The following is a 24,856-nucleotide window of genomic DNA, read 5'->3' as shown; positions in this document are numbered from 1 at the left end:
GGTTCTCGGACCGCGGGCGCTTCGCCCGCTCGTCCTCCAGGCTCGGCCGCGGCCCCGGGTACGTCGACTCGTTTCGGTCTGGCCCGAATCGAGGAGGCACGGGAAGAATCGCGGCGCCGACGTCAGGAGGGCGGATGCTCCGGCTTCATTTCACCGCGGCCGACCTGGCCAGGGTCCGCACCACCCTGCTGGGGCCGCTCGCGGAGACGGAACTGGCGCTGTGGAACCTCCAGTTGCGCGACCGCCGTGCCGTGTTCGGCAACTGGCGCTCCCGGACCGGCCCCCGTGTACCGGCCGACGGCCGTGATCTGGCCCGCTTCCTGGCCGGTCCGTCCGGCGGGCTCGTCGACCTGTTCAGCCTGCTCGGGCCCGCCGTCGGCATCGACGAAGCCGTGGAACTGCTGCGGAGCGTCCCCCGCCGGGAGCTGGCCGAGGAATTCACCTTCCACCCCGGCATGGCCCGCCGCCGGGCCCCGTGGCTGGGGCGGGTCCTGGAGGACGACGGCGATGCCCGGGAGAGGATGGCCCGGGCGCTGTCGCGGTGCCACGAGGTGGCCGTGGCCCCGTACTGGGACCGGATCCGGCACCACCTGGACGTCGAACTGACGCTGCTGGGACAGCTCACCGCCCGCAGCGGTGTGGCCGCGCTCTTCGGCCACCTGCACCCGATGCTCTGGTGGAAGGCACCCGTCCTGGAGATCCCCGGGTACCGGCACTGGCAGGCGGGCGGCGACCTGCACCTGGCGGGGCGGGACCTGGTGCTGGCGCCCTCGGTCTTCGGCGGGCCGGTGCCCCGGCTGTTCGCCCGTCGCGAGGGGCAGGAGGTCCTGCTGATCTACCCGGCGTTACGGGACCTCCCCGCCGCGAGCGCCATCTGGTCGGGGGCCGTGTACGGGCAGCACACCAACGCGGCGGTACCGCCGCCGCTGGTCGCGCTCCTCGGCCGTACGAGGGCCACCGTCCTGACGGCGGTCGCCGACCACGGCCTGTGCACGACCACCGAGCTCGCGGCCCACTCGAAGGTCTCCCCGGCCAGCGCGAGCGAACACGCGACCGTCCTGCGCCGGGCCGGCCTCATCACGGTCACCCGCGACCGCAGACACGTCCGGCACAGCATCAGCCCCGCGGGCCTGGCCCTCCTCGACACCACCGCGGCCACCTGAGCCGGGGCAGGTTCGCGGGAACTCCCGCCCCTGCCCGTCCGACTACCCGTACGTGGGCGGCGAACACCCGTCGCTCCACGCGGTGCGGGACGACGGGAAGGTACGGGATGGGCGGCCTGGATGTGCGCATGAAGGGGGTGGCCTGCCGGCACGGCCGGGTGGAGGCGGTCTCGGACGTGGATCTGGAGATCGCCGCCGGTGAGCGCGTGGCGCTCACCGGGACCAACGGGTCCGGGAAGACCACCCTGCTGCGCGCGGTGCTCGGGCTGCACCGCCGGACCACCGGCTCCATCTCGGTCGGCGGCCGGGAGACCGGGTCCGCCGCCGAGTGGGCCTGGCGCCGCCGCGCCTGCGCGTGGATCCCCCAGAAGCCGGCGGCCGGCCGCTTCCCCCTGCTCGGGCGGGAGCTCCTCGCGAGCAGCACGGCGCCCGGGCCGGCGACCGAGGCCGCCGTCCGGCTGGGGGTCGGGGCGCTGGTCGAACGGCCCCTGCACACCCTGTCCGGCGGGCAGTTGCAGCGGATGTACCTGGCCCGGGCCATCGGCTGCGTCGCCGCGGGCGCCCAGGTGCTGCTGGCGGACGAGCCCACCGCCGCCCTCGACTTCGACGGTCAGGCGGAGGCCGCGGACGTCCTGACCTCCCTCCCGGTCACCCTGGTCGTCGTCACGCACGACCGGGCGCTGGCCGCCCGCTGTGACCGGGTCCTGGAGATGGCCGCGGGCCGGTTGCGGGAGGTCCGGTGACCACGGCGACCCTCGCCACCGCCGACCTCGGCGCGCTGCTCCAGCTCGTCCCCGTTCAGCGGGCCGGCGTGGCCCTGCTGCTGGCGGCGGTCGGGCTGCCCGTGATCGGGGTGGTCATCGTCGGGCTGGACATCATGCCGGTGCGGTTCGCGATGATGCACGTCGCCCTGCTCGGCATCGCCGTCGGTCTGCTGACCGGTCTCGACCCCATGCTGTGCGCGCTCGTCGCGTGCGCCCTCGCCGGTGCGGGCGTCGCACCGCTGGCCCGTACACCGGACGGGATGTCCGGTGCGATGGGGCTGCTGATGAGCCTGGCGATCGCCGCGGCGCTGCTCCTCATGGCGGTGTCGGGGGTCAACGCGTCCGGCGCCTTCGCCCTGCTCTGGGGATCGGTCCTCTCGGTCGGGACACCGGACCTGATCGTCCTCGGCGTGCTCGCCGTCGCCGTGCCGGGCCTCTTCTGGTGGCGGCGCCGCGAGATCGGGCTGCTGCTCTACGACCGTGAGCTCGCCCAGTGCTCGGGCGTACCGGTCCGGGCCCTGACCGCCGCCCTGCTCGTCCTGGTCGCCATCGCCGTCGCCGGAGCGATCAAGCTGACCGGTGCGCTGCTGGTCGACGCCCTGACCCTGCTGCCCGCGCTCGCGGCACGCCGCCTGGGCAGCTCCCTGAAGTCGATCACGCTCTGGGCCGTCGGCATCGGCGTCGTGGTCAACCTGACCGGTTTCCTCCTGGCCCTGTGGCTGGACTGGCCACCCGGGCCGGTCCTCGTCCTGACGGCGGGGGCCCTCGTCCTCGCCGTGCATTTCATACCCGAACGGAGAATCAGCTCATGGCGCGCACCCGCGTCCGTATCCCTGCCCTCGTCGCGCTGAGCGCGGCACTCCTCCTGACCGCGGCGTGCGGCAGCGACAAGGCTTCCGAAGGCGCTTCCGGTGACGTGCCCACCCAGAGCGGCGGCGGCGAGGTGAAGAAGGACAAGCCCGTGGTGGTGGTGACCACCACCTGGGAAGGCGCCTTCGCCAAGGCCGCCGGCGCCGAGGACGTGAAGGTCATCGTCCCGCAGTCGGTGCACCACGCTCCCGACTACGACCCGAAGCCCTCCGACCTCGCCGCCGTCGCGAAGGCCGACTTCGTGCTCTACGCGCCGTTCGAGCCGTACGCGGCGAAGATCAAGGAGGCCGCGGGCTCCAAGGCGAAGCTGGTCGAGGTCAACCTCGACAACGACCCGGACAAGGTGAAGGCCGAGGTGGACAAACTGGGCGCCCTCTTCGGCACGGCGGACGCCGCGACGAAGTGGAAGGCCGGCTTCGACACCGAGTGCGCGAAGCTGAACGAGGAGGTCCAGGCCGCCTGGCCCGGCGGCAAGAGCCCCTCCGTCGTCACCCAGGTCTTCACCGCCTGGTCGGCGAAGCTCGCGGGTGCCACCGTGGCCGGCACGTACGGACCCGAGGCGGTCACCCCGGCGCAACTGGCCGGGCTCTCGGCGAAGAAGCCCGCGCTCGTCCTGGACAACGCCCACATGTCCGCCGGAACCGTGCTCCCCGACTCCGGCGCCAAGCAGGTCAAGATCGTCAACTACCCCGGTGAGGACCTCGACCTGCTGCCCGTCTACCGCAACGCGGCGGCCGAGCTGAAGAAGGCCATGGGCGCCTCCTGACCCGGGCGCCCCACCGGAACGGGAACGGGCCCGGCAGCCCCAGGCTGCCGGGCCCGTCGGTCATCCGGCCTGGGCGAGGGGCGCCGCCCGGGGCAGCCGGTGGAGGGCCCCCGGACCGCTGCCCGTCAGGCGTGCGCGCAGGGCCGCCCGGTCCGGCTTGCCGGCCGCCGTCAGGGGCACGGCCTCCAGCACCAGGAGCCGCTCGGGGTGCTTGCGGCGCTCCAGGCCCCGCCCGGACAGGTGCTCGCCCAGCGAGTCCAGGGTCGGGGCCTGCGGGCCCCGGGCCACCACGCAGGCCGCCAGCCGCTCCCCCATCAGCGGGTCGGGAACGCCCACGCACACCACGTCGCGTACCTCCGGGTGCGAGCTGAGCTCGCGTTCGACCTCGGCCGGGCTGATGTTGGCACCGCCGCGGATCACGATGTCCTTGAGCCGGCCCACGACGTGCAGGACGCCGTCGGCGTCCAGGTAGCCGAGGTCTCCGGTGCGGACCCAGCCGTCGGGCGTGCGGTAGCGGGCGTCCAGGTCGGGGGCGCCCACGTAGCACAGCGGTGTCATCGGCCCCCGGGAGATGATCTCCCCGATGTCGCCGTCGGGCAGCGGGGCGCGGGTCTCGGGATCGGCGATGCGGATCTCGGCGACCCTGGGGTCCGGGTGGCCGGCCACGACGCCCGACGCGTCGGTCGGGGGGACCGTCTGGGCCAGTCCCGTATGGCAGTTGACCCCGTCGGCGGACCCGTAGAGGTTGACCACCGGGCAGCCGAACGCCTCCGCGGCGGCGGCGGCCGTCGTCTCGTCGAGGGGGGCGCCGCCCAGGACCAGGGCGGTCGGCGCGGGCAGCCGCTCCCCCGTCGCGTCGAGGCGTTCGATCATCATGCGGACCATGGTGGGCACGCCCAGGACGTGGGTCGGCCGGTGCTCGCGGACCGCCGCGAGGGCGGCGTCGGGCGAGAAGTGGTCGAGGAGGACCAGCGTTCCGCCGTGCCGGGCGAGGGTGACGGCGGTCCCGTTGGACCCGAAGGCGGAGGCCAGCGGTACGAGGAAGAGGCAGCGCGGCGGGGTGCCGTCGGGGATGAGGGAGGCCAGGAAGTTCCCCCGCCCGCCGGCCAGCGCGTTGTGCGAGTAGGCGATCATCTTCGGCTCGGCCTCCGAGCCCGAGGACACGAGGATCCGGGCCGCGCCGTCCGGGTCCGGGCGGGCCGGGACGAAGCCGGCGGGATCGCGGCGCACGAGGGCCTGCCAGGGGACCGTTCCCGCGGGCGCGGGGCCGGGGCCGACCGCGACGACGTGCCGGAGGGCGGGCAGGGCCCGTGCCAGCGTCCGCAGGTCGGCGGCGTGGTGGAAGCCGCGGTGCTCGGTCGCGGCGATGACGGCGACGGCCTCGGCCCGGCGCAGCAGGCACTCGGCCTCCAGGATGCCGCGTCCCACGGGGAAGGGCAGGGCGACGGCGCCGAGGGCGGCGAGGGCGAGGTCGGCGATGACGGCGTTCCTGGTGTCGGGGAGCTGTACGCCGACCACGTCGCCCTCGCGTATGCCGAGGTCTCTGAGGCCGGTGGCCAGACATCGCACCTTGCGGTCCAGTGCGGTGTAGCAGAGCGTGCCCTTGGCGTCCAGGACGGCCGTGTGGTGCAGGTCCGCGATCTGGCGGGCCCGGAAGAGGCTGTAGAGGTCGAGGTCGGGGCAGGTGCCGTCGGCCGCCCAGGAGCGGCGGAGTTCGGCGGGCAGCAGGTCGTGCAGGTCGACGGTCATGCGAAGCTCCAGGGTTCGGGGACGGCGGGGGCGCCGTGCGCGTCTCGGCTGATCGAGCCGCCGAAGCGCGGGTCGTGGTGCAGGTCGGCGAGGTCGGTGGTGACGGCGGTCGCGGTGAGGCCGTGGGCGGTCAGCAGGGCAAGGGCGTCGGTCGTGGGGAGGTCGCGCAGGTCGTACGCGGCCGCGGCCGCCGCACCGCGGTCGGCGGGGGCGATCCAGCCGTCGGCCGTCGGCAGGGGGTGCCGGAAGCCGGCGCGCCGGCGCGGGTCCTGACCGCGCGCCGCCCTCCGCAGGGCGGGTGCGGTCAGGGTGTCGGCGGCGCCGAGGAGCGAGGAGTCCACCCGGACGCCGCGGCCGGTGCGTTCGCGCAGCAGCAGCCCCGCGAGGACGGCCTCGGCGCCGTGCAGGCCCCCGAGTACGTCGAGCAGGGTCATCAGGGAGGGTGCCGGGGGCTCGCCCCCGGGGCGTACCGCCTCGCCGACCCCCGTCCGGGCCTGCACCATGAAGTCGGTCCCCATGGGGGCGTCCCGGAGCCGGCCGGCCCAGCCGCTCGTGTACGCGTAGACCAGGGCGGGGTTGGCGCGTGCCAGGTCGTCGGCGTCCAGGCCCAGCTCGGCGGCCTTGCCCGGCGCCCAGTTGTGCAGGAACACGTCCGCCTCCGCGGCCATCTCGCGGAGCCTGCGGCGGTCGGCGGCGGCCTTGATGTCGATTTCGACGGCCCGCTTCCCCCGGTTGAGGGCGAGCCAGCGCGCCGAGATCCCGGAGCAGGCGGGCGGCATGCCGCGCAGCGGGTCGCCGCCCGGCGGCTCGATCCTGACGACCTCCGCGCCCAGCAGGCCCAGCAGGTGCGCCGCGAGCGGGGCCTGGATGCGGCGGCCCGCCTCCAGGACCGTCAGACCGGCCAGCGGCCGGCGGGAGGAGGCCCCGGCCGGCGTACGGGGGCGCGGAGCAGCGGGGTCGCCCGGCAGGGGCCGCAGCGACCAGGGCGCGGCGCCGTCGGCCTCCAGGGCGCGTTCGGCCAGGGTGCGCAGTACGCACACCTCGGCGCCGGAGGCCGCCGCGGCCTGCCGGATCCGCGGGAGGGGGTGTGCGCGGGTCACGGCGTGCAGGGCCTGCGGGAAGGGGGCGCAGGCGGTGGCGTAGCGGAACTGGAACGGGCGCCATCCGGCGCGCATCGCGTCGGCCGGGGCCCCCAGCGCGCGCCAGAACGCGGCCCAGGCGCCCGGGTCGAGGGTCTCCAGCTCGAAGAGCACTCCCTCGGCCGAGGTGAAGGGCGGGCCTCCCGGGGCGACTTCGGCGGCCTCGCCCTCGTCGGCGCCGGCCGCGGCGAGGTACTGGGACACGGCGAGCAGCCCGGCCCGGTCGGCGCCGGTGGTGACGTGGGCGGGCCCTGCGCCCCGGGCCTGCCCGACCAGACCGGCGAGCAGTCCCTGGACGGTGAGGACGGCGGTTGCGGTCGCCGCGTAGTCGGCGGCCAGGCCGCGCGGGGCGCCGTCGCGGCGGCCGTGGACCGCCATCATGCCGGTGGCGGCCTGGACGGTGGCCTCGTCGACGAGCCCGCTGCCCGGGGCCGCCCAGGCGGCGGTGGCCCGGGCGGGCTCGAAGCCGCCTCCGGAGAGCGTGATGCCTCCCGGAGGGCCGTCGGCGGCGGGCCCGTACGGCGTCGCGCCGAGCAGGCTCAGGTGCTCGGCGACGACGTCGGTGATCTGCGGGGGCCCCGAGACGGTGAAGCCCAGTGTGCCGAGCGGCCGGACCGTCTGCGTGGTTGCGGGGGACGCCATGCCTCTCCTCTCCCGGCGCGGCGGTGGCCGTCGCCCAGGTCGAACGGAACGCGGGAACTCCGAAGGGCGTTCACCCGACCAGTTCCTCGGACAGGGAGTCGGACGGCGGCTCCCGCGGGTTCCCGGGGAATGAGGAGGAACGCGGTGGCGGATTCGGCTGCGGCGCACGACGGTTCGGCCCAACCCGGCCTGCATGTCGATGAGTTGAGGAGGCTGGTCGGCGGGTTCGTCCGTACCCGGGTGTTCCCGTGCGAGCCGGTGCTGGACGCGGGCGGGGAGGGTGCGGCCGCCGCGCTCGCGGAGTTGCGGGCCGAGGCGCGGGCGGCCGGGCTGTGGGCGCTGCCGCTCCCGGCGGGACTGGGCGGCGGCGGCCTGGCCTTCCGCGAGTACGCGGCGCTCGCCGAGGCGGAGGGCGCCAGCGACCACGGTCCCGCCGCGCTGGGCTCCGCGCCGCTGCTCGACGTCACCATGCTGGACCGGCACGGCAGCCGCCGGGTGCGCGAGGAGTACCTGGAGCCGCTCGTGGCGGGCGGGTTGCGCACCTGCTACGCCATGACCGAGCCGGACGTGCCGGGCACCGACCCGTTCCTCACCGCGACCCGCGCCGAGGCCCTGCCGGGCGGCGGCTGGCGGGTCAGCGGCCGCAAGTGGTTCACCTCCGGTGCCGCCGGCGCCGACCTGGTCACCGTCATGGCCCGTACGGCCGGGGCGGCCGGCGACCGGGAGGGGCTGTCGCTCCTGCTGGTCCCGACGCGTGCGCCCGGGTTCCGCGTCGTACGGGAACTGCCCGTCCTCGGTTCGGCGGGCCAGTACGAGATCGAACTCGACCGGGTGCCCGTGCCCGCCGACCACCTCCTCGGCGCGGGCGGCGACGCCCTGGACATCGCGGGCGAGCGGCTCGCGCTCGGCCGCACCCTGCGCTGCCTGCGCTGGCTCGGGCAGGCCCAGCGGGCCTTCGACCTCATGTGCGCGCGCGCCGCGACGCGCGGCGGGTCACGGGGGCCGCTCGCCGGCCACCAGCTGGTCCAGCAGCACGTGTTCGACGCGCTGCTCGCGCTGCGCACCACCCGTCCCCTGGTGCACGAGGCGGTCGCGCTGATCGCGGCCGGACGGGACGCGCGTACGGAAGTGGGGCTGGCCAAGGTCGCCACCGCGCGGATGCTCCAGCGGGTCGCGGACTCGGCCATCCAGGTCCACGGGGCCGCCGGGCTCGGTCCCGACACGGCGCTGCCGGCCCTGTTCCGGGGAGGCAGGGCGGCCCGGGTCCTCGACGGTCCGGACGAGCTGCACATCACCTCGGTGGCCCGCCGGGTGCTGCGCGGCTACGGCGCGGGGTCCGGGGCCGCGTCAGGTTCCGGGTCCGGGGCCGCTACACGCCGGTGATGTCGACGAGGCCGTCGAAGGCCGCCAGTCCGAGGGCCAGGAAGAAGTCTCCCCAGATCAGTTCGTGGCGTACGGCCAGGCCCTCGGCCGCGTCGTAGCAGCCGTCCAGCAGCATTCCGGCCGGGCGCTCCGCGGCCCCGCCCCGCCCCGTGAGGTGGGTCCCGGCCAGTCGGCGCAGGATGGCCTCGGCCCGGCGCGCGCACGCCTCGGCCCCGGGCACCGCCGCCCGGGACAGCTTGAGCAGGGCCACGGCGGTGATCGCGGCGGCCGAGGTGTCGAGGGGGCCCCGCGGCCGGGACGCCCGGTCGGGCGGGACTTCCGGGCCCGTCAGCACCCCGGTCCCCAGCAGCAGTTGCCCGGACGCGCGGGCGAGCCGGCCGGGCCGGCGGCCGGACACCTCGGGGTGCAGCAGTGCGTCGGCCACGGCCAGGAGCAGCCAGGCCTCGCCGCGGCTCCAGCCCTGTTCCGGGTCCGCGCAGGGGTGCCAGCCCGTCGCCGGGTCGAACCGCCAGGCGGGCCGGGGGCGTCCGTACCGTTCCGCTCCCTCCGCGCCGAGGCAGAGGTCCAGGTGCCGGTGCAGGTGGGCGGCCGCCACGGCCGGGCCGCCGGAACCGGCTCCCGCCAGGAGGGGGACCAGCCCCGGTACGGCGTCCGCGCGGGCCAGCAGCCGGGGCCCGCCGAGCGCCGCGCCCCAGGGCACGACACCGGCCCCGGGGTCGTAGGAGTCCAGGCAGGCCCGTGCCGCCCGCGCCCGCAGCGCGACGGCTTCGGGGTCCGAGGGAGCGAGGGCCGTCCCGTACCAGAGGACGAGCCCCCGGGTGGCGGTGTCGGCTCCGGCCCACGGTGCGAGCCGGGCCGTGCACCGCGCCGCGGCCGCCCGGTCCGCCCCGCTTCCGGTGCGGCGGGCCCGCAGCCACAGCAGTCCGGCCCAGAAGCCGCCGGTCCAGGAGCCGCGGGCGGTCGTGGTCCACCGCCCGTCGGCGGGGTCGGCGTACAGCGGGAACCGGTCGCCGACCTCGGCCTCGGTGACCGTCACCCGGTCGAGGACGGCCGCGAGCGCCCGGCCCGCCCAGTCGCCGGAGGCCATGCCGCCGGAGGCCATGTCGTCGGAGGTCATGTCGTCGGGGACCCTGTCTTCGGAGATCCTGTCTTCGGTGGTCATGCCGGCTCCCCCGTCCGCGCGCGCCGCCGGTCCCGTACGGCCCAGAGGAACGCGACCGCGCCCGCCGCCGCGAACTCGACCGCGACCAGCAGCCAGCCGGACCCGTACCGCCCGCTCCGCGCGAGGAGTCCGAACAGCGGCGGTCCGACGGCGAAACCGGCGAAGAAGCCGGCCGCGACGAGCGCCGAGTCCAGTCCGGCCCGGCCCGCGGCCGAGCGCTGCATGACCAGCACCATCGAGACGGCGTTCCCGGAGACGGCGAACACCCCGACGGCCACGGCCCCGGCCCACACCAGCGGCTGCGCGAGGAACGCCCCGGCCAGCAGGGCCGCCGCGCCCACGGCACCGCAGGCCAGCAGGCCCGGCAGCCACTCGGCCCGGCCGGGGCGTGCGGCCTTCGACCATCCGACACGGCCGAGGACACCGGCGACGCCGAGGACCGCGACCAGGGCGCCGGCCACCGTCGGCCCCATCCCGAGGCCGCGCACCCCGTACAGGGCGAGGTAGGTGTTGACGGAGGCGATCCCGGCACCCAGGAACAGCGAGAACCCCGCCAGCCAGGCCGCCGTCCCCCTCGGCACGAACGAGGCCCGGAGGGGCGGCGCCTGTGCGACGGGCGGATCGGCGGGCAGCGCGCGCAGCGCCCACACCCCGGTGAGGAGGGCGGCGCCGGAGGCCGTCCACACCGCGCCCCGCCAGCCGAGTCCGCCCGCGAGGGCGGCGAGCGGCAGGCCGGCGGCGAACGCCCCCAGCTGCACACCGGACTGCTTGAGGCCGGTCACCGCACCCCGCCGGGCGGCCGGGACCGCGGCCAGGACCGCCTTGTTGGTGGCGGGGTTGGCCAGGGCCTGCGGTACGCCGCCCAGCGCGACCGCGCCCAGCAGCGGGCCCGCGCCGGGTGCGGCGCCGATCAGGGCGAGCGCGGCGGCGGAGACGAGGAGCAGGAGCACCAGCGAGCGGCGGGGCCCGATCCGGTCCACCATCCGCCCGCCGAGCGGGGACAGCAGGGCGGCCGTGCCGAACCCGACCGTGGTCGTCAGCCCCAACACCGGCTCGGACATTCCCAGTTCCTCCGTCATGCGCGGTCCCAGCGCCCCGAGCAGGAACAGTTGGAGCATCGAGAACGCCATGGCGCAGGTGAGCAGCGCGGTCAGGCGGCGGGCCGCCCGGTCCGGCGCGCCCGCCGCCTCGGCGGGCGCGGCCGCCGTCGTCCCCTCTGCCACCACGCGGATCCTCCACTCCCCCGATGCCGAACGTCACGACGACCGGGCAGGGGGTCGGACGGACCGGCCCCCGGGTTCCCCGCCCCTCCTGTGACCCGCACCACACCGGCGTGCGGTTTCGAGGCGCGCCACAGACACGGTCGAGAACTTGTCAGGAAGCGCGCACCCCCCTGCACGGCCCGGAAGGCTGGTGCGAGGATGAACCCGCCATGACGCCAGGTCACTGTTTCCGAGCCGGACGGGCCGCGATGTTCGCGGCCGTCTGCGTCCTGCTCGCGAGCGTCGGCCACGTGCTCATGTCCGGTATGGCCGTGCCCTGGTGGGCGATGTCCGCCGCGTTCGCGGGCACCGCGGCCACGGCCTGGTGCCTCGCGGGCCGGGAACGCGGGCTGCTCACCGTGATCGCGGCGACGGTCGCCGTCCAGGGCGTGCTGCACTCGGGCTTCTCCCTGGCCCAGTCGGTCCTGCACCCCTCCCTGCCGTCCGGCACCTCGTTCGCCCGCCAGTGGGCCGCGTACCTGATGTGCGGGGAGGGCACGGCGTCGGCGCTGTCCGTCCAGGAGGCGCGGAAGGTCGTGGACGACGCGGGGCTCGGCTCCCTCGTGCACGAGCCGCCGCCGGGCGCCGCCTTCGGTGACGCCGCCGCGCACGCCCACCACGGCATGCACGAGGTGCACGACGCTCCGGGCATGGCGGACGCCGCGTCCGCCGCCACCGGCGTCCTCCTTCCGGCGGGCGGCCACGACATGGCCGGCATGTCCCCGACGGGCATGCTCGCCGCGCACCTGCTGGCCGCCCTGCTCTGCGGCCTGTGGCTGGCCCACGGCGAGCGGGGCGCCTTCCGCGTCCTGCGCGCCGTCGCGGGTTGGCTCTGGACGCCGCTGTGCCTGCTCTTCGGCCTCGCCCCGGTTCCCGTCCCGCCGCGCGTCCGCGTACGCAGGGCACGGCGCCGCCGCACCCTGCGGCGGCTGTTCCTCGTCCACGCCATCACCTCACGGGGTCCGCCGACGGGAACCGCTGTCCTGTGACAGCCGGTTCCCCGAGCGTGCGCTGACGGCCCTTCCCGCGGCCCGTCGCCCCTCGGGCATCGGCCGTGCCCTCCGGCCGGCCGTACTCCCTTCACCGGTGCCGCCCGCGCGCGGCGCCGGACACCTTGCCCTTAAGGACCTGTGGCGATGACTACTGCCCTGCCCATGCCCATCCCCATGCCCACCCAGCGGCGTTCCCCCGGCGGAAGGCCGGCCCGGCACACCCCGGATTCCGACGCCGAGGTGACGCGACTGGCCCTCGCCGCGCGCGACGGGGACCCCGCGAAGGCCGACCGGCTCGTACGGGCCCTGCACCGGGACGTCTGGCGGTACGTGGCGTACCTCAGCGCGGACGCGCAGGCGGCCGACGACCTCACCCAGGACGTGTTCCTGCGTGCACTCGCCGCGCTGCCCCGGTTCGAGGGGCGTTCCTCCGCCCGCACCTGGATCCTGTCGATCGCCCGGCGGACCGTCGTCGACAGCGTGCGCCGGGCCGCCGCCCGCCCCCGGCTGTCTGACCGCGACGACTGGCAGGCGGCCGCCGAACGGAGCCAGCCGCACGGCCTCCCCGGCTTCGACGACGGGATAGCCCTGGCCGAACTCCTTGCCGCCGTCCCCGCCGAACGCCGCGAGGCCTTCGTCCTGACCCAGCTGGTCGGCCTCCCGTACGCCGAGGCCGCCGTCGCCGCGGGCTGCCCCATCGGTACGGTCCGCTCCCGCGTGGCCCGCGCCCGCACCACGCTGATGGGCCTGCTGGAGGACACCGGGCCCGCGCCGGCACCGTCGCCGGCCTGAGGTCCCGCTGCCGCCGCCCTCCGTGGGGCACCACCGGGGGCGGCGGCCGCTCCACCCCGTGTTTGCTCCGTCCGGGCCACGGCGCGCCGCCGTACGGCTATCGGGTGCGCCGACGGGGCACGTGTGGGCCGTGACAGAACGAAGGAACCACCGGTACGCGGTCGCCGTAGCCCGTCAGGACGGCCGTTGGCAGTGCACCCGCCTGGACCGCACGGCGCTCACGGGCCTCGACGAGGCGGTCGCCGCGGTCCGCGGCGCGGGGACCTCGGACGTGCTGTTCGGGTTCTTCAACGCGGACGAGTCGTTCTTCCTGGTCCTGCGGGTCACCCCGGCCGGGACGGCGCTGCTGCTGTCGGACGCGCGGGCGGCGCACCGGCACACGCTCGCCGCGCAGGCCGTGGACGCCTCGGGCGCCACCCCGCCCGACGCGGACGCGCCGGGCGCGCGCCCGGCCGGGGACCTGGGCATCGTCTCCGAACTGGGGCTGACCGCCGACGGGATGGCCGCCGTGCTGGCCGGCCCGGAGGGCCTGCCGGACGACCAGCTGCGGCTGATCGCGGAGAGGTGCGGGTTCGCCGCCGAATTCGACCGCGTGCGGTTGTGAGTGGAGTTTGTGGCTAGCTCCAATCATCGCCACTCGAATGCCATGACGTTCAGTCGATCGAACAAGCATTTGCGAGAAGATTGTCGAATCCCATCCGCAGATGCAGGATGTACCGTCTGGGTTCGCGGCCTGGAGGTCCTCTCGGGCCCGCTGCCCGCGTTCGTGCCCGAGGAAGCGCCCCCCGCGCTCAACGAGAAAGAGAACGAACGCGATGGCGATACCAGACCGGATGGACGAGCGGCTGCGGGCCCTCGGCCTGGTGGAGGCCCAGCGGAAGGCCGAGGCCCTGTTCGCCGAGGTCACCCGGCGCGGGCTGATAGCCGTCGGCACCAGCGAGTACGAGGCGACCGACCGGATCGGGGACCTGGCCAGGGAGCTGCTGGGCACCCGCGTACGGTGGCCCGGGCGGATCGTCCGCTCCGGCCCGCACACGGTGCTCCCGTACGCCGACGCACCGCCTGCCGACCGGATCGTCGCCGCCGGCGACACGGCCACCGCCCACCTCGGCCCGCTGCTCGCCGGGCAGGGCACCGACTTCGCCCGCACCGTCGTCCTCGGCGACGACCCGGCCCGGCTGAAGCTCCGCGAGGACCTCGCCGAGCTCTTCACCGCGGGCCGGGAGGCGTTCCGCGCGGACCCGCGGATCACCGGCCGGCAGCTGTACGAGGACCTGCGGGCCCTCGCCGCCAAGGCCGGCTGGACCCTCGGCGGCTGGCATGCCGGACACTTGGCGGGCGAACCCCCGGCCGCGGACCCGATGTGCGCGCGGGCCGACGCGTACGTCTGGCCCGACAACGACCTCCCGCTGCGCCGCACGACGCCGGACGGATGGCAGGCCCACTGGCTCCTGGAGGTCCACCTCGTCGACGAGCACGCGGGCTTCGGCGGCACGCACAAGGCCCTCCTCGACCTGTTCTGAGCAACGCGGGTCGTCGGGGACGTCAGGGACGCAGCCGGATCGGGTTGGTGAGGGCGGCCGGCGGGCCGGGGAGGGGTGGCGCCTGGGGCGGGTGCCGGACTTCCGCGCGGACGTACGCGGTGCGGGCGGACGTCGTACGCCATTCCAGGGACGCGGCCCCGGGTGCGGTGAACACCGGGCCCTGGTCCGTGACCAGGCGCAGCTCGCAGCCCTCCGCTCCGGTCACCGAGAGCCGTACGAGGACCTCGGTGTCCGGACCGGTCGGAGTCAGGGTCTCCCCGATGCCCGCGTGGTCACCCCCTGGGGTGACGGCGGTGAAGTCCAGGGAGACGGCGGAGGATTCGGCGGCGTAGGCGCGTCCGGCGCGCAGCCCGGCCAGTATCGCCTCGCGGGACAGGTCGTCGGCCAGGACGACGGTCTGGGGTCCGCCGATGCGGTCCGGGTCGCGGTGGTAGTCGCTGTGCGCGAGGGCGGGCAGCCACCGGTCGCCGTCCGCGCCGCCGCCCCCGCACAGGGTGGCGTCCCAGGAGGCCAGGGACAGCTCGTCGTCGGCCGTCCAGGGGCCGTTCCACACTTCGACGGCGTCGGCGTCGGCGAAGCCGAACTTCCAGGCGCAGCCGATGCAGGTGGCGTGCGGATGGGCGGGCACGACGAGGCCGCCCGCCTGCCGGACCGCGCGGGCGAAGCGCGCGAAGCGGCGGTCGCGGGCCCGGTAGCGCCAGTCGATGAAGGTGCCCGGGTCGGTGCCCACGGCGAGGACGTGGCCGGTGCGCGTGGTGATCTCCTCGCCGGTGAGGACGAGCAGGCCGCTGTCGGCGGCGCCGGCCCAGGCGGTGTGGGAGCTGTGGGTGTTGTGCTCGGAGGTGTTGATGAAGTCCAGGCCCGCGGTGCGCGCGAGGGCGATGATCTCGGCCGGGGTGCGGCGGCCGTCGGAGTGCACGGAGTGGACGTGGCAGTCCCCGCGGTACCAGGCCCGGCCGCGTCCGGGTATGCGCCGGGGCGGGTAGGCCGCGCGGGCTGGGGGCGCCGGCGGTCCGTGGACGAAACCGACGGTGATCTCGTAGGGCAGGCCCTGCGGGGCCACGGTGTAGGGGCCGAGGGCGATGTACCAGCGGCCGGGCTCCAGCGGGCCGGGGAGGTAGCCGGGGGTGGCGTCGTCCGTGCGGAGGAAGAACTCGCTGCGGGCGCCGCCGGACCACCCGCGGAAGCCGCGGCCGCCGAGCGCCGTGCCGTGCTGGTCGAAGAGGCCGATGTCGAGGGCGTTGCCGGGAGTGCCGGGCGGGGTGGGCGGTTTGTCGTACCGGTAGGAGACGCGTAACTCGCGCACGCCCGGCGGGACGTCCACCGGCACGTACACGAAGTCCGGGGCTCCGGGCGGGATCGTGCCGCGCAGGGTCGTGGTGGTGACCGGCTCGGGTTCCGCTGCCGCGGCGGCACCGGGCGCGGGTGCGGCGGCCGCGGGGGCGGCCGAGGCGGCTGCTCGTGCCAGTAGTGCTCGTCTGCTGAGGGCCATCGGCCCAGGATCCCGCCGGGAGATGAATCCGGCGTGAACACGTCAGAGGACGTTGACGGTGACGCTGGGCGAGAAGACGTCGCCCGACTGCACCCGCAGTTCCTCCGGGCCCTTGGTGTTCAGCTTGGCGTCCAGGGCGTAGCTGCTGCCGTTCTTGACGACGGTCTCCGCCTTGAGCGTGTTCCACTTCCCGTTCTTCTTGTGCTGGAGGACCACTTTGCCGCCTATCGGCAGGCCCTTGGTGCGGCCGGTGACGTGGACCTTGTCCCCGGCCTTCACTTCCGCCTTGTCCACGGTCATGGTCATGGCCGCCTGTTCGGCGCTCACGCCCGGGCTCGTCTTCGGGGTGGGCGTCGCGGCGGCGTACGAGGTGGCGGCGGCGCCCGCCAGCAGCGTCGCGGAGAGGGCGGCGGAGGCTAGGGCACGCAGGGTGGAGTTCACGGTGGCTCCCGTCTGGGGCTGGTCAGGAATCCCCCTCGCGCTTCCGAGGCTAACCAGCCGCCCGGTCGCGGGCACCGGCACACTACGCCGAACAGGTGAAGCGTGGAGCGGGTCACCTGGTGGGCACCCCGGGTCCTGCACGAGGACGGGGCGCGCGGGCGGGTCGGCTGATCCGCCCGGCCGGGCGGTCCGCGCCGCCCCGCGCACGACGGGAGCCGCGCCCCTGGCAGGGGCGCGGCTCCCGTGACGGCACGGCCGGGTTCAGCCGTTGTCGTCGTTGCCGTAGTCCTCGTCCGAGTCGGAGTGGTCGGACTCGGCGGTGACCTTGCCGGTCGCGGCGTCCACGGAGCCGTCCCAGGTCTTGCCGTCGGATCCCCGTACCTCCACGTGCCAGGACGCCGCCTTGCCGTTGTCGTCGGAGTCCCACTCGACGGTCCACGCCTCGCCCGGGTGGGCGGCGACGGCGGCCTTGACGGCCTGCTCGGCGGTGACCTTGGCGGCCAGCAGGTCCTTGTGCTCGCCCGCGTCCCCGTCGGTGTCGACGTTCTCCCGGGTCACCTTCCCGGTCGCCGCGTCGACCTTCAGCTCGGCGTGGCCCTTGCCGTCCTTGGTGATCACGTCCACGTGCCAGACGTTGGCTTCCCTGTCGAGCGACTCGATCACCCCGGGGTAGTCCTTCAGGGCCGCGGCGGCGGCCCCCTCCGCCGTGGTGTCGGCCAGCGGGGCGGTGGCGGCCGCCGGAGCCGTGCGTACCGCGTCGGCGGTTGCCGCGACGGCGGCCGCGGGGCCGCCGGCGAGCAGGACCGCGGCCGCGGCCGCGGGGCCGCCGGCGAGCAGGACCGCGGCCGCGGCCGCGGAGACGTACAGGTTGCGCTTCATGGGCTCGACCTCCTCAGGCCGGCCAGGGCCGCGTACTCGCGGTTGCCCGGTGCGGGCGGCCGGCAGCGAGCGTTCCCGCCCATTGTCCGGCCGGTCCCCGACGCCCGCCGCCCGAGGGGTGTCGGCCCGCGGGGGTTTACGCCGCGCACGCGCGGCAACACGCGGTCCATGAGGACTCACGCGCGAGCACCCAGCAGAGGAAGCGGTCGGGCGGGCCGGGCCGTGGCACTGGTGGCGGACGTGCTCGCGTTCGTGATCGGACTCTGGATCCTGCTCTACCTGTTGGGGGCGAACCGGGCCAACGGCCTGGTGGAAGTCGTCCACGACGCCGCGACACGGCTCGCCGGCTGGTCCTACGACCTGTTCACCTTCGACCGCGAATGGATCCAGGTGGTGGTCGGCTACGGCATCGCCGCCGCGGTCTACCTCCTGATCGGCCACGCCGTGGCCGGCCGGCTGTGCCGCCGCTGACCGGGCGGGATCCGGGCACCCCCGGTTCCGGCCGGCGCCGCCGGGACGCGGCGAAACCCCTTTTCGTCCCCTTGACGATATGACGACGCCCTCGTTATCGTCGCTTTGACGAAATAAAGGGGGGCCGTCATGGCCGACATCACCCGGCGCCTCGGATGGCGCCATCTGCGCTCCGCGCCCACCGCCCACATCCGCCACCACAGGCGCGGCCGGCTGGTCCACGACGGCCGGGGGCTCAGCTTCTGGTACCGGTCGCTCTCGGCGGCGCTCTCCGAAGTGCCGGTCGACGACCGGGAGCTGGCCATGGCCTTCCACGCCCGCACGGCCGACTTCCAGGACGTCACGGTGCAGGCCACCGTCACCTACCGGATCAGCGACCCGGCAGCCGCCGCGGACCGGCTCGACTTCTCCGTCGACCCGGACACCGGGAGCTGGCGCGGCGCGCCCCTGGAGCAGATCGCCACCCTGCTCACCGAGACCGCGCAGCAGCACACGCTGGACGTACTGGCCCGGACCCCGCTGGCCGCGGCCCTGGTCGACGGCGTCGCGTCCGTGCGGCGGCGGGTCGCCGACGGTCTCGCGGACGAACCCCGGCTCCCGGCCACCGGCATCGACGTGGTGGCCGTACGGGTCGTGGCGATCCGCCCCGAGGCCGAGGTGGAGCGCGCCCTGCGCACCCCGGCCCGCGAGCAGATCCAGCAGGAGGCGGACCGGGCCACGTACGAACGGCGGGCCGTCGCCGTCGAGCGCGAGCGCGCCATCGCCGAGAACGAGCTGGCCAGTCAGATCGAACTGGCACGGCGCGAGGAGCAGCTGGTCGACCAGCGCGGCACCAACGCCCGCCGCGAAGCGGAGGAGAAGGCGGCGGCGGACGCCGTACGGACCGAGGCCGAGGCCGCCCGCAAGGTCCGCCTCGCCCGCGCGGAGGCCGAGGCGGCCCGCGAGACCGGCGCGGCGCGCGCCGAGGCCCAGGCCGCCTGGCTGCGGGTGCACGGCGAAACCCACCCGGACACCCTGCACGCCCTGGCGGCGACCCGGCTGGCGGAGAACCTGCCGCGGATCGAGAGCGTCACCCTCTCCCCCGACGTGCTCACCGGTCTCCTCTCCCGGCTCGGCCGTCCGGACGGCGGGGCGGGCGAGTGAGCCTGGCCCCGCGGGCGGTGCTCGTGCACCGCAGGACCGAGTACGAGGAACTGCTCGCGCGGCACGGGACGCACGGGCAGGCAGCGTTCTTCCTCTCCAGCCGGGGCCGGTCGATCGACGAGGTGGCCCGCCGCCACGACCGCGCGCTGCAGGCGCTGCGGGAGGTGGCGGCGGCGGTGCCGCTGACCTGGCGCTCCACCCGGGTGGAGCGGGCGGACCTGGACCGCTTCCTGTTCGGCCCGGAGGACGTGGTGGTCGTGGTCGGGCAGGACGGCCTGGTCGCCAACACCGCGAAGTACCTCCGCGGGCAGCCGGTGGTGGGCATCGACACCGACCCGGGGCGCAACCCCGGGATCCTGGTCCGGCACCGCAGCGCCGACGCGGCCGCCCTGCTGGGCGCGGCGGCCGCCGCCGGGGGCCGGGCGGAGGAGCTGACGATGGTCGAGGCCGTCGCCGACGACACCCAGCGCCTCCTCGCCCTGAACGAGATCTACCTGGGGCCGCCCGGCCACCAGACGGCCCGCTACCGGCTGGGCCCCGACGGCGAGGACGGGCCGGGCGAGCCGCAGGCCTCCTCGGGGGTGCTGGTGGGCACCGGCACGGGAGCCACCGGCTGGCTGCGCTCCCTGTGGCTGGAGCGCGGCAGCACGGCGGAGCTGCCCGCTCCGTGCGACCGGCGGCTCCTGTGGTTCGTACGCGAGGCCTGGCCGTCGCCGGCGACCGGCACGACGAGGGTCACCGGCGAGCTGGGGCGGGGGCAGGGGCTGCGGCTGACCGTGGAGTCGGACCGGATCGTGGTCTTCGGCGACGGGATGGAGGCCGACGCGCTGGAACTGACATGGGGTCAGAGCGTACGGCTGGGCATCGCGGAGACCTCGCTGCGCCTGGTGACCTGAGCGCGGCGGCGGCCCGGGCGGGCCCCGGGCCCGGTCCCGGTCCCGGTCAGAGGCTGTTCCACCACTTGCGCCAGAAGTCGTTGCGGACGTCGCGCAGCCAGTGGTCGGCCGAGCAGGTCAGTTTGGCCACGCCCGGAAGGGGCTGGGGAACCGGCCGGCCGCACCAGCGGCAGGGCCGGGTGCGGCGTGCGTTCGGGAAGCGTGACCAGGACCATGACCTGACGCCGTGCCAACGTCCCTGCTCGTGCTCGGAGTTCGATGTGGACATCCCCCCAGTGAACCCGCACCCCCGGCCCGCTGCCACGGTCGGGATACTCAGGACGCCCCGTACCCGCTACTCATTCCTCTCCGGACGCTCCGGGTCCTGGAGGGGGAAGGCCATCACGCTGATGCCCAGGGGGACGGTGCCGGGCGCGTGGGGCCGCTGTGCGGCGTCGTGGAGCTCGACGGCGAGTTCCGTGAGCCGTCGCCGGGCGTCCTCCCAGATCCGGGGTTCCACCCATAGTTCGGCGTCGACGGTCACGCCCTCGCTCGCCTCCAGCCGGCGGCCGGCCCGCTCCCGGAGGGCGTGCGCCATGGTTTCGGCGAGCATCGGGGCTCCGTCGTGCCGGTCGGACAGCGGTGTGCCCCGGACGGTGCGGTAGCGGCGTTCCCTGCCGCCGCGACGCGTGCGCTCCTCGGCCAGTTCGACCAGGCCCACCGCGTCCAGGCGGCGCAGGTGCTGGCTGGCCAGCGCGTGCGAGACGTCCAGCTCGCGGGCGAGCTCGGCGGCCGACATGGGCCCCGGCCACAGGAGGCTGAGCATCCTCAGCCGCAGTGGATGGGCGAGGGCGCGGAGTACGGGGTCGGTATCGGTCACGGGGTCAGTAAACCCCAACCGGTGCCGACCACTCCCCTACCGCCAAGCAAATGCTTGGGGGTAGGGTGCGCGATCAGGCGCACCACGGCGAGGGGGACACGGATGAACTGGCGCACGCTCGAAGTCGTGAAGGACCGCAACGCGGGCCTCTACCTCGGCGGGGTGATCGCCTCCGGGTTCGGCGACTCGGCCATGTCGCTGGCCGCCGGCATCTGGGTCAAGACCCTCACCGGCTCCAACGGCCTCGCGGCTCTGGTCGGGTTCTGCCTGTGGCTGCCGACCTTCGCGGGTCCGGTCATCGGCACGGTGGCCGACCGGGTGCGCCGCCGCCCCCTCCTGGTGGCCGCCAACCTGGTCCTGGCCGCCGTGGCGACCGCACCGATCGCCGTGCGCTCCGCGGCGGACGTCTGGCTGCTGTTCGCGGTACTGACCCTGCTGGGGGCGGGCATGGTGCTGACCGAGGCGGCGGAGACCGCGCTCATGGCCGCCGCCGTTCCCCGGGAACTGCGCGGCGACTTCAACGGCCTGGTGTTCACCGCGATGGAGAGCACCAAACTCCTCGCGCCACTGGCGGGAGCCTGGCTGTTCACCGCCTTCGGCGGGCCCGCGGTGGCGGTACTGGACGCCGTCAGCTTCGTACTGGCCGCACTCGCCTTCCGGTTCATCCGCGTACCCGAGGAGCCCCCCGCCACCCGCGGGGAGCGGGCATGGACCGCCCGGACCGCCGAAGGCGCCCGCCACCTCTGGCGGCACCCGGTGCTGCGCCCGCTGGTCGTAGCGGGCGGGACGGCGATGGCCCTCTCCAGCCTGAGCAGTACGGCCACCTTCGCCGTGCTCGACACGGGGCTGCACCGGTCCCCGGCGTACGCGGGCGTCCTGACCGCGCTCCAGGGGCTCGGGTCGGTGGTCAGCGGGCTGGCGGCCGGTGCGCTGATGCGCCGGATGCCCGAGCGCGTCTTCTCGGCCGCCGGACTCTCGCTCTTCGCCCTCGGGGTCCTCGCGCGCGCCACTCCCTGGCTGCCGGTCGTGCTCGGCGGCAGCCTGCTGGTCGGGCTGGGCCTGCCCTGCGCGCTCATCGCGGCCATGACCGCCGTTCAGCGGGAGACCCCCGGCGAACTGCTCGGCCGGGTCGCCGCGACGGCCGGCACCCTGATGTTCGCGCCCACCGGGATCGCCCTGCTGATCGGAACCGCCATGGTGGCGGGCCTCGACCACCGTGTGCAGCTCCTCACCGCCGGAGCCCTGGGCCTGGCCGGGGCCGCCGCGCTCGCTCTGGCCGGCCGCGAAGGCCGTGACGCGGATGCCGGACCGGTCACGGCCGATGGGCGGCTCGCGTAGGGCAGTGGGGCGCGGTGGTCGCCTCAGGCGGGGTCGAGGAGGGAGTCGAAGGCCGTGGGGAAGTCCTGCCAGAACCCGCGCCCCGACGCGTACTCCGCCTCCGTCAGCAGGCAGGAGTCGAGGAGCCGCTCCAGCCCGTCCCGGTCGAGGGCGGGCGAGGTGAAGACCAGCTGCTGGCAGCGGTCGCCGTGTTCGGGGTCCCAGTCGAGCGCCGCCGCCGCCCGGCGCACCGGCGGGACCAGCTCCCAGGCCGCGTCCGGCAGCGACGCCAGCCAGGGGCCGGCGCCCTCCACGCACAGGGCTCCGCCCGCCGCGTCCCAGGCGAGCAGCGTGTCGGGCCGGTCGGCCAGCCAGAACCGGCCCCTGCTGCGGACGGCGGCGCAGCACAGCTCCTCCAGCGCCCGGTAGAGGCGTTCGGGGTGGAAGGGCCGACGGCGGTGCCAGACGAGCGTGGCGACGCCGTCCTCGTCGGCGCCCTGCGGCAGCAGCGCGCACGCGGGGTGCTGGGCGGCCGCCGCGGCCTCGACGTCGAAGCCGGCGAACGCGGCCCGGACGAGTTCGGCGGAACCGGCCGGTACCCGGCGGGCGGTGGGGTGGAGCTGGGCCAGGAGCGCCCGGTCCTCCTCGTCGGCCCGGTCGGCGTCCACGAGGGCGAGGACCGGGGCGTACTCCAGCTGGCGGGCCCAGGTGTCCCCGACGGTCCGCCGGTCGGTGGGGGCCGCCGCGAGGCCGGCTTCGGCCAGGTCGTCGCCGTTGCCGAGACAGGGCAGGACGAGCGCCGGGTCGACGGCGGTGATCACGTTCGTGAGGACGAGCCGGTCCCCGCCGTGCCCGGCGATGACCTCGGCCATGGCCTTCGGCTCGACCGAGTCCCACAGTTCGACCACGGCGAGCCGGGTCAGACCGCTGTCCGCCATGCGTTCCAGTTCCGGGACGAGGTCCTCGCGCAGCGCGCAGCAGGCGCAGTCGTTGACGAGGGGGGTGTCGTCGCGGGAGAGGGTGCCGGAGGCGTCGCGGACCACCCGGACCACGGTCCCGTCGGACGCCCCGGCCAGGTCGTGGTGGAGCGCCACGCTCCCCCGCACGGACCGCAGCAGGCCCTCGACGACCTCGGTACGCGCCTCGGAGTGCATCCCGGCGACGATCACGACGGGGAGCCGGTGTTCGCGTTCCATCACCGGGTTCCGTAGCGGCGCTGGAACTTCTCGACCCGGCCCGCGGTGTCGAGGACGCGGGCGGTGCCCGTGTAGAAGGGGTGGCTCGCGGAGGAGATCTCCACGTCGACCACGGGGTAGGTGTTGCCGTCCTCCCAGTCGACGGTCTTGTCGCTGGTGATGGTGGAGCGGGTGAGGAACGCGGTGCCGGAGGCGGTGTCGCGGAAGACGACGGGGCCGTAGGCGGGGTGGATGCCGGGCTTCACGGCGGGAACCTTTCGACGGTGGGTGGGGTGGCGGCGGGGCCGAGGGGTCAGCGCTCTTCGCGGAAGTCGACGTGACGCCGCAGGACCGGGTCGTACTTGCGCAGCACCAGCCGGTCGGGGTCGTTGCGCCGGTTCTTGCGGGTGACGTAGGTGAACCCGGTGCCCTCGGTGGAGCGGAGCTTGACGACCGGGCGGATCTCGTTGCGTGCCATGGGGGCCACTATATGGGAATGGTTTCCATTTTCAACACGGGGACCGGCACCGAGACCCCGACGGGAGGGACAGCACCCATGTCCGCGCACTGCCAACTGACCGGCGCCAAGCCGGGATTCGGCAACAACATCTCCCACTCGCACCGGCGCACCTCCCGCCGCTTCGACCCGAACATCCAGCACAAGCGCTACTGGCTGCCCGGCGAGGGCCGTCACGTCCGCCTGACGCTCAGTGCCAGGGCGGTCAGGACGGTGGACGCGATCGGCATCGAGGCCGCGGTGGCGCGGATCCGCGCCCGAGGGGGGAAGGTCTGATGGCCAAGCGGAGCAAGATCGCGCAGAACGAGAAGCGCAAGGCGATCGTCGAGCGCCACGCCGCACGGCGCGCCGAGCTCAAGAGGACGATCCGCCACCCGGCCTCCACGGCGGCCGAACGCGAGGCCGCCGCCGCGGAGCTGCGCAGGCAGCCGCGCGACGCCAGCGCCACCCGGGTGCGCAACCGCGACGGCGTCGACGGCCGTCCCCGCGGCCACATCCGCAAGTTCGGGCTCTCCCGCGTCCGCGTGCGGGAGCAGGCGCACGCGGGGTTCCTGCCGGGGGTGACCAAGTCCTCCTGGTAGGTGCCGCCCGCTCACCGGGCACCGGCTGGAGCACCCCCTGGAAATGGCTGGCAGGTGCATGACGAACTCACGTGATCCGGGGCTACTTTCTTAGAGCTTCCGGAGGGGCGGCCGTCCGAACGTCCGGGCCACCGACGGGCGGTGGCGGCGCCTCCCACGCCCCGGCTCCGCCCCAGGGGCCGGGCCCCCACACGTGAAGGAGCACCGTCATGTCCCTGGGCACCTGGCTGAAGGCCGGCACCTCCGCCGCCGCCCTGGTCCTCGCCGCGGCGACCGCCGCGACCGCGGCACCCGCGCCCGCGGCGATACCCGGCGCCGCCGCGGCGGCAGTGACGCTCCGCTACGACGACAGCCGGGCCGGCGGCTGGGAAGCCGCCATCGCGGCCGGGGTCGCCTCCTGGAACGCGAACGTCAGCAACGTGCGGCTGGTGAAGGCCGCACCCGGCACCCGGGCCGAGATCGTCATCGTGGCCACCACCGGCTGGCCGCAGGCCACTCTCGGACCGGTCCGTCCGGGGCGGCAGGTGCGCGTCGAACTCGGCGCGCAGGCCGTGGACCAGGGGTACGACAAGACGCGCATCGCGGCGCACGAACTGGGCCACAGCCTGGGCCTGCCGGACACCAAGCCGGGCCCGTGCACCCAGCTGATGTCCGGCTCCAGCGCCGGAACGGCCTGCACCAACGCCGTGCCGAACGCGACGGAGCGCTCCCGCGTGCAGTCCGCCTACGCGAACGGGCTCGCGGCAGCCGTGCCGGCCGACGGACGGGTCCTCGTCGACGCCCCCTGACGGGCACGACGAGGTGACGCCCGCCGCGCGCCCGTCACGGGACGGGTGCGCGGCGGGCGTCACCACCCC

28 protein-coding genes are annotated in these 24,856 nt (G+C 75.4%); 16 read left to right on the top strand and 12 right to left on the bottom strand.

Going from position 1 to position 24,856, the window contains the following annotated elements:
• Positions 1-134 precede the first annotated feature (134 nt).
• The 4 genes from OG553_RS32800 (at position 135) to OG553_RS32785 (ending at position 3,563) form a co-directional block, all read left to right on the top strand.
• Positions 135-1,163 (top strand): ArsR/SmtB family transcription factor, encoded by a 1,029-nt coding sequence (locus tag OG553_RS32800; protein ID WP_405982472.1) that lies wholly within the window; start codon positions 135-137, stop codon positions 1,161-1,163.
• Positions 1,164-1,270: 107 nt separating this feature from the next.
• Complete coding sequence (locus OG553_RS32795; RefSeq protein ID WP_405982471.1) at positions 1,271-1,906, top strand: metal ABC transporter ATP-binding protein; 636 nt, start codon at positions 1,271-1,273, stop codon at positions 1,904-1,906.
• Positions 1,903-2,778, top strand: coding sequence for a metal ABC transporter permease (locus OG553_RS32790; protein WP_405982470.1), 876 nt, complete (start codon positions 1,903-1,905; stop codon positions 2,776-2,778). The genes OG553_RS32795 and OG553_RS32790 overlap by 4 nt, the downstream gene beginning before the upstream one ends.
• Positions 2,736-3,563: a metal ABC transporter solute-binding protein, Zn/Mn family gene (locus tag OG553_RS32785; protein WP_405982469.1), complete on the top strand. Its 828-nt coding sequence runs from the start codon at positions 2,736-2,738 to the stop codon at positions 3,561-3,563. Before OG553_RS32790 ends, OG553_RS32785 begins: the two co-directional genes overlap by 43 nt.
• A 60-nt stretch (positions 3,564-3,623) precedes the next feature.
• On the opposite strand, the gene OG553_RS32780 is transcribed toward OG553_RS32785, so the two are convergent.
• Together OG553_RS32780 and OG553_RS32775 are read right to left on the bottom strand one after the other, a co-directional pair.
• Positions 3,624-5,312, bottom strand: coding sequence for an AMP-binding protein (locus OG553_RS32780; protein ID WP_405982468.1), 1,689 nt, complete (start codon positions 5,310-5,312; stop codon positions 3,624-3,626).
• Entirely contained in the window at positions 5,309-7,093 is a 1,785-nt protein-coding gene (locus OG553_RS32775; RefSeq protein ID WP_405982467.1) for a CoA transferase, read from the bottom strand. The genes OG553_RS32780 and OG553_RS32775 overlap by 4 nt, the downstream gene beginning before the upstream one ends.
• A 144-nt stretch (positions 7,094-7,237) precedes the next feature.
• Between OG553_RS32775 and OG553_RS32770 the strand changes: the two genes are divergently transcribed.
• A complete protein-coding gene (locus OG553_RS32770; RefSeq protein ID WP_405982466.1) occupies positions 7,238-8,476 on the top strand; it encodes an acyl-CoA dehydrogenase family protein in 1,239 nt (412 codons plus the stop codon).
• Here OG553_RS32770 and OG553_RS32765 read toward each other — a convergent pair.
• Both OG553_RS32765 and OG553_RS32760 read right to left on the bottom strand, forming a co-directional pair.
• Positions 8,463-9,638: a sugar ABC transporter permease gene (locus OG553_RS32765; RefSeq protein ID WP_405982465.1), complete on the bottom strand. Its 1,176-nt coding sequence runs from the start codon at positions 9,636-9,638 to the stop codon at positions 8,463-8,465. The two genes, OG553_RS32770 and OG553_RS32765, sit on opposite strands and share 14 nt — an antisense overlap.
• On the bottom strand, positions 9,635-10,861 hold the full coding sequence (locus OG553_RS32760; protein WP_405982464.1) for a nitrate/nitrite transporter: 1,227 nt from the start codon (positions 10,859-10,861) through the stop codon (positions 9,635-9,637). The genes OG553_RS32765 and OG553_RS32760 overlap by 4 nt, the downstream gene beginning before the upstream one ends.
• Positions 10,862-11,070: 209 nt before the next feature.
• Here OG553_RS32760 and OG553_RS32755 point away from each other — a divergent pair, with 209 nt between their 5' ends.
• The 4 genes from OG553_RS32755 (at position 11,071) to OG553_RS32740 (ending at position 14,207) form a co-directional block, all read left to right on the top strand.
• Positions 11,071-11,889 (top strand): hypothetical protein, encoded by an 819-nt coding sequence (locus OG553_RS32755; RefSeq protein ID WP_405982463.1) that lies wholly within the window; start codon positions 11,071-11,073, stop codon positions 11,887-11,889.
• 147 nt (positions 11,890-12,036) lie between these two features.
• The gene (locus OG553_RS32750; RefSeq protein WP_405982462.1) at positions 12,037-12,684 is read left to right on the top strand and encodes a sigma-70 family RNA polymerase sigma factor; all 648 of its coding nucleotides are present in this window, start codon (positions 12,037-12,039) and stop codon (positions 12,682-12,684) included.
• A 130-nt stretch (positions 12,685-12,814) separates the two neighbouring features.
• The gene (locus OG553_RS32745; RefSeq protein WP_405982461.1) at positions 12,815-13,288 is read left to right on the top strand and encodes a tRNA adenosine deaminase-associated protein; all 474 of its coding nucleotides are present in this window, start codon (positions 12,815-12,817) and stop codon (positions 13,286-13,288) included.
• A 211-nt stretch (positions 13,289-13,499) separates the two neighbouring features.
• Positions 13,500-14,207: a M24 family metallopeptidase gene (locus OG553_RS32740; RefSeq protein ID WP_405982460.1), complete on the top strand. Its 708-nt coding sequence runs from the start codon at positions 13,500-13,502 to the stop codon at positions 14,205-14,207.
• Between the two features lie 22 nt (positions 14,208-14,229).
• On the opposite strand, the gene OG553_RS32735 is transcribed toward OG553_RS32740, so the two are convergent.
• From OG553_RS32735 to OG553_RS32725, 3 genes are all read right to left on the bottom strand, one after another.
• The gene (locus OG553_RS32735; RefSeq protein ID WP_405982459.1) at positions 14,230-15,720 is read right to left on the bottom strand and encodes a CehA/McbA family metallohydrolase; all 1,491 of its coding nucleotides are present in this window, start codon (positions 15,718-15,720) and stop codon (positions 14,230-14,232) included.
• A gap of 42 nt (positions 15,721-15,762) precedes the next feature.
• On the bottom strand, positions 15,763-16,161 hold the full coding sequence (locus OG553_RS32730; RefSeq protein ID WP_405982458.1) for a hypothetical protein: 399 nt from the start codon (positions 16,159-16,161) through the stop codon (positions 15,763-15,765).
• A 261-nt stretch (positions 16,162-16,422) separates the two neighbouring features.
• Positions 16,423-17,040 carry a PepSY domain-containing protein gene (locus tag OG553_RS32725; RefSeq protein ID WP_405982457.1) on the bottom strand — a complete coding sequence of 206 codons (618 nt, stop codon included), beginning with the start codon at positions 17,038-17,040 and terminating at the stop codon, positions 16,423-16,425.
• A 168-nt stretch (positions 17,041-17,208) separates the two neighbouring features.
• On the opposite strand from OG553_RS32725, the gene OG553_RS32720 reads away from it, so the two are divergent.
• From OG553_RS32720 to OG553_RS32710, 3 genes are all read left to right on the top strand, one after another.
• A complete protein-coding gene (locus tag OG553_RS32720; protein WP_405982456.1) occupies positions 17,209-17,511 on the top strand; it encodes a hypothetical protein in 303 nt (100 codons plus the stop codon).
• A gap of 129 nt (positions 17,512-17,640) precedes the next feature.
• On the top strand, positions 17,641-18,654 hold the full coding sequence (locus tag OG553_RS32715) for an SPFH domain-containing protein (RefSeq protein WP_405982455.1): 1,014 nt from the start codon (positions 17,641-17,643) through the stop codon (positions 18,652-18,654).
• Positions 18,651-19,550 (top strand): hypothetical protein, encoded by a 900-nt coding sequence (locus tag OG553_RS32710; protein ID WP_405982454.1) that lies wholly within the window; start codon positions 18,651-18,653, stop codon positions 19,548-19,550. The genes OG553_RS32715 and OG553_RS32710 overlap by 4 nt, the downstream gene beginning before the upstream one ends.
• Before the next feature lie 46 nt (positions 19,551-19,596).
• On the opposite strand, the gene OG553_RS32705 is transcribed toward OG553_RS32710, so the two are convergent.
• Both OG553_RS32705 and OG553_RS32700 read right to left on the bottom strand, forming a co-directional pair.
• Positions 19,597-19,818, bottom strand: a complete 222-nt coding sequence (locus OG553_RS32705) for a hypothetical protein (protein WP_405982453.1) — start codon at positions 19,816-19,818, stop codon at positions 19,597-19,599.
• Positions 19,819-19,884: 66 nt separating this feature from the next.
• Positions 19,885-20,409 (bottom strand): ArsR/SmtB family transcription factor, encoded by a 525-nt coding sequence (locus OG553_RS32700; RefSeq protein ID WP_405982452.1) that lies wholly within the window; start codon positions 20,407-20,409, stop codon positions 19,885-19,887.
• Between the two features lie 102 nt (positions 20,410-20,511).
• Between OG553_RS32700 and OG553_RS32695 the strand changes: the two genes are divergently transcribed.
• Positions 20,512-21,747 (top strand): MFS transporter, encoded by a 1,236-nt coding sequence (locus OG553_RS32695; protein ID WP_405982451.1) that lies wholly within the window; start codon positions 20,512-20,514, stop codon positions 21,745-21,747.
• Between the two features lie 23 nt (positions 21,748-21,770).
• Here OG553_RS32695 and OG553_RS32690 read toward each other — a convergent pair whose 3' ends face one another.
• From OG553_RS32690 to rpmG, 3 genes are read right to left on the bottom strand one after another with little or no spacing between them, the layout of a single operon-like run.
• Positions 21,771-22,922: a CobW family GTP-binding protein gene (locus tag OG553_RS32690; protein WP_405982450.1), complete on the bottom strand. Its 1,152-nt coding sequence runs from the start codon at positions 22,920-22,922 to the stop codon at positions 21,771-21,773.
• Positions 22,922-23,167 (bottom strand): type B 50S ribosomal protein L31, encoded by a 246-nt coding sequence (locus OG553_RS32685; protein ID WP_405982449.1) that lies wholly within the window; start codon positions 23,165-23,167, stop codon positions 22,922-22,924. The genes OG553_RS32690 and OG553_RS32685 overlap by 1 nt, the downstream gene beginning before the upstream one ends.
• A gap of 47 nt (positions 23,168-23,214) precedes the next feature.
• A complete protein-coding gene (gene rpmG / locus OG553_RS32680) occupies positions 23,215-23,379 on the bottom strand; it encodes a 50S ribosomal protein L33 (protein ID WP_405982448.1) in 165 nt (54 codons plus the stop codon).
• A gap of 78 nt (positions 23,380-23,457) precedes the next feature.
• Between rpmG and rpmB the strand changes: the two genes are divergently transcribed.
• From rpmB to OG553_RS32665, 3 genes are all read left to right on the top strand, one after another.
• Entirely contained in the window at positions 23,458-23,694 is a 237-nt protein-coding gene (rpmB, locus tag OG553_RS32675; protein WP_405983202.1) for a 50S ribosomal protein L28, read from the top strand.
• Positions 23,694-23,999 carry a 30S ribosomal protein S14 gene (rpsN, locus tag OG553_RS32670; RefSeq protein WP_405982447.1) on the top strand — a complete coding sequence of 102 codons (306 nt, stop codon included), beginning with the start codon at positions 23,694-23,696 and terminating at the stop codon, positions 23,997-23,999. The genes rpmB and rpsN overlap by 1 nt, the downstream gene beginning before the upstream one ends.
• Positions 24,000-24,208: 209 nt before the next feature.
• Positions 24,209-24,787, top strand: coding sequence for a snapalysin family zinc-dependent metalloprotease (locus tag OG553_RS32665; protein ID WP_405982446.1), 579 nt, complete (start codon positions 24,209-24,211; stop codon positions 24,785-24,787).
• Positions 24,788-24,856: the final 69 nt, after the last annotated feature.

The organism is Streptomyces sp. NBC_00158 (assembly GCF_045160885.1).
Taxonomy (GTDB): Bacteria; Actinomycetota; Actinomycetes; order Streptomycetales; family Streptomycetaceae; genus Streptomyces.
Note: the sequence above shows the minus strand (reverse complement) of the source record. Positions and strands in the feature narration are given on the sequence as shown.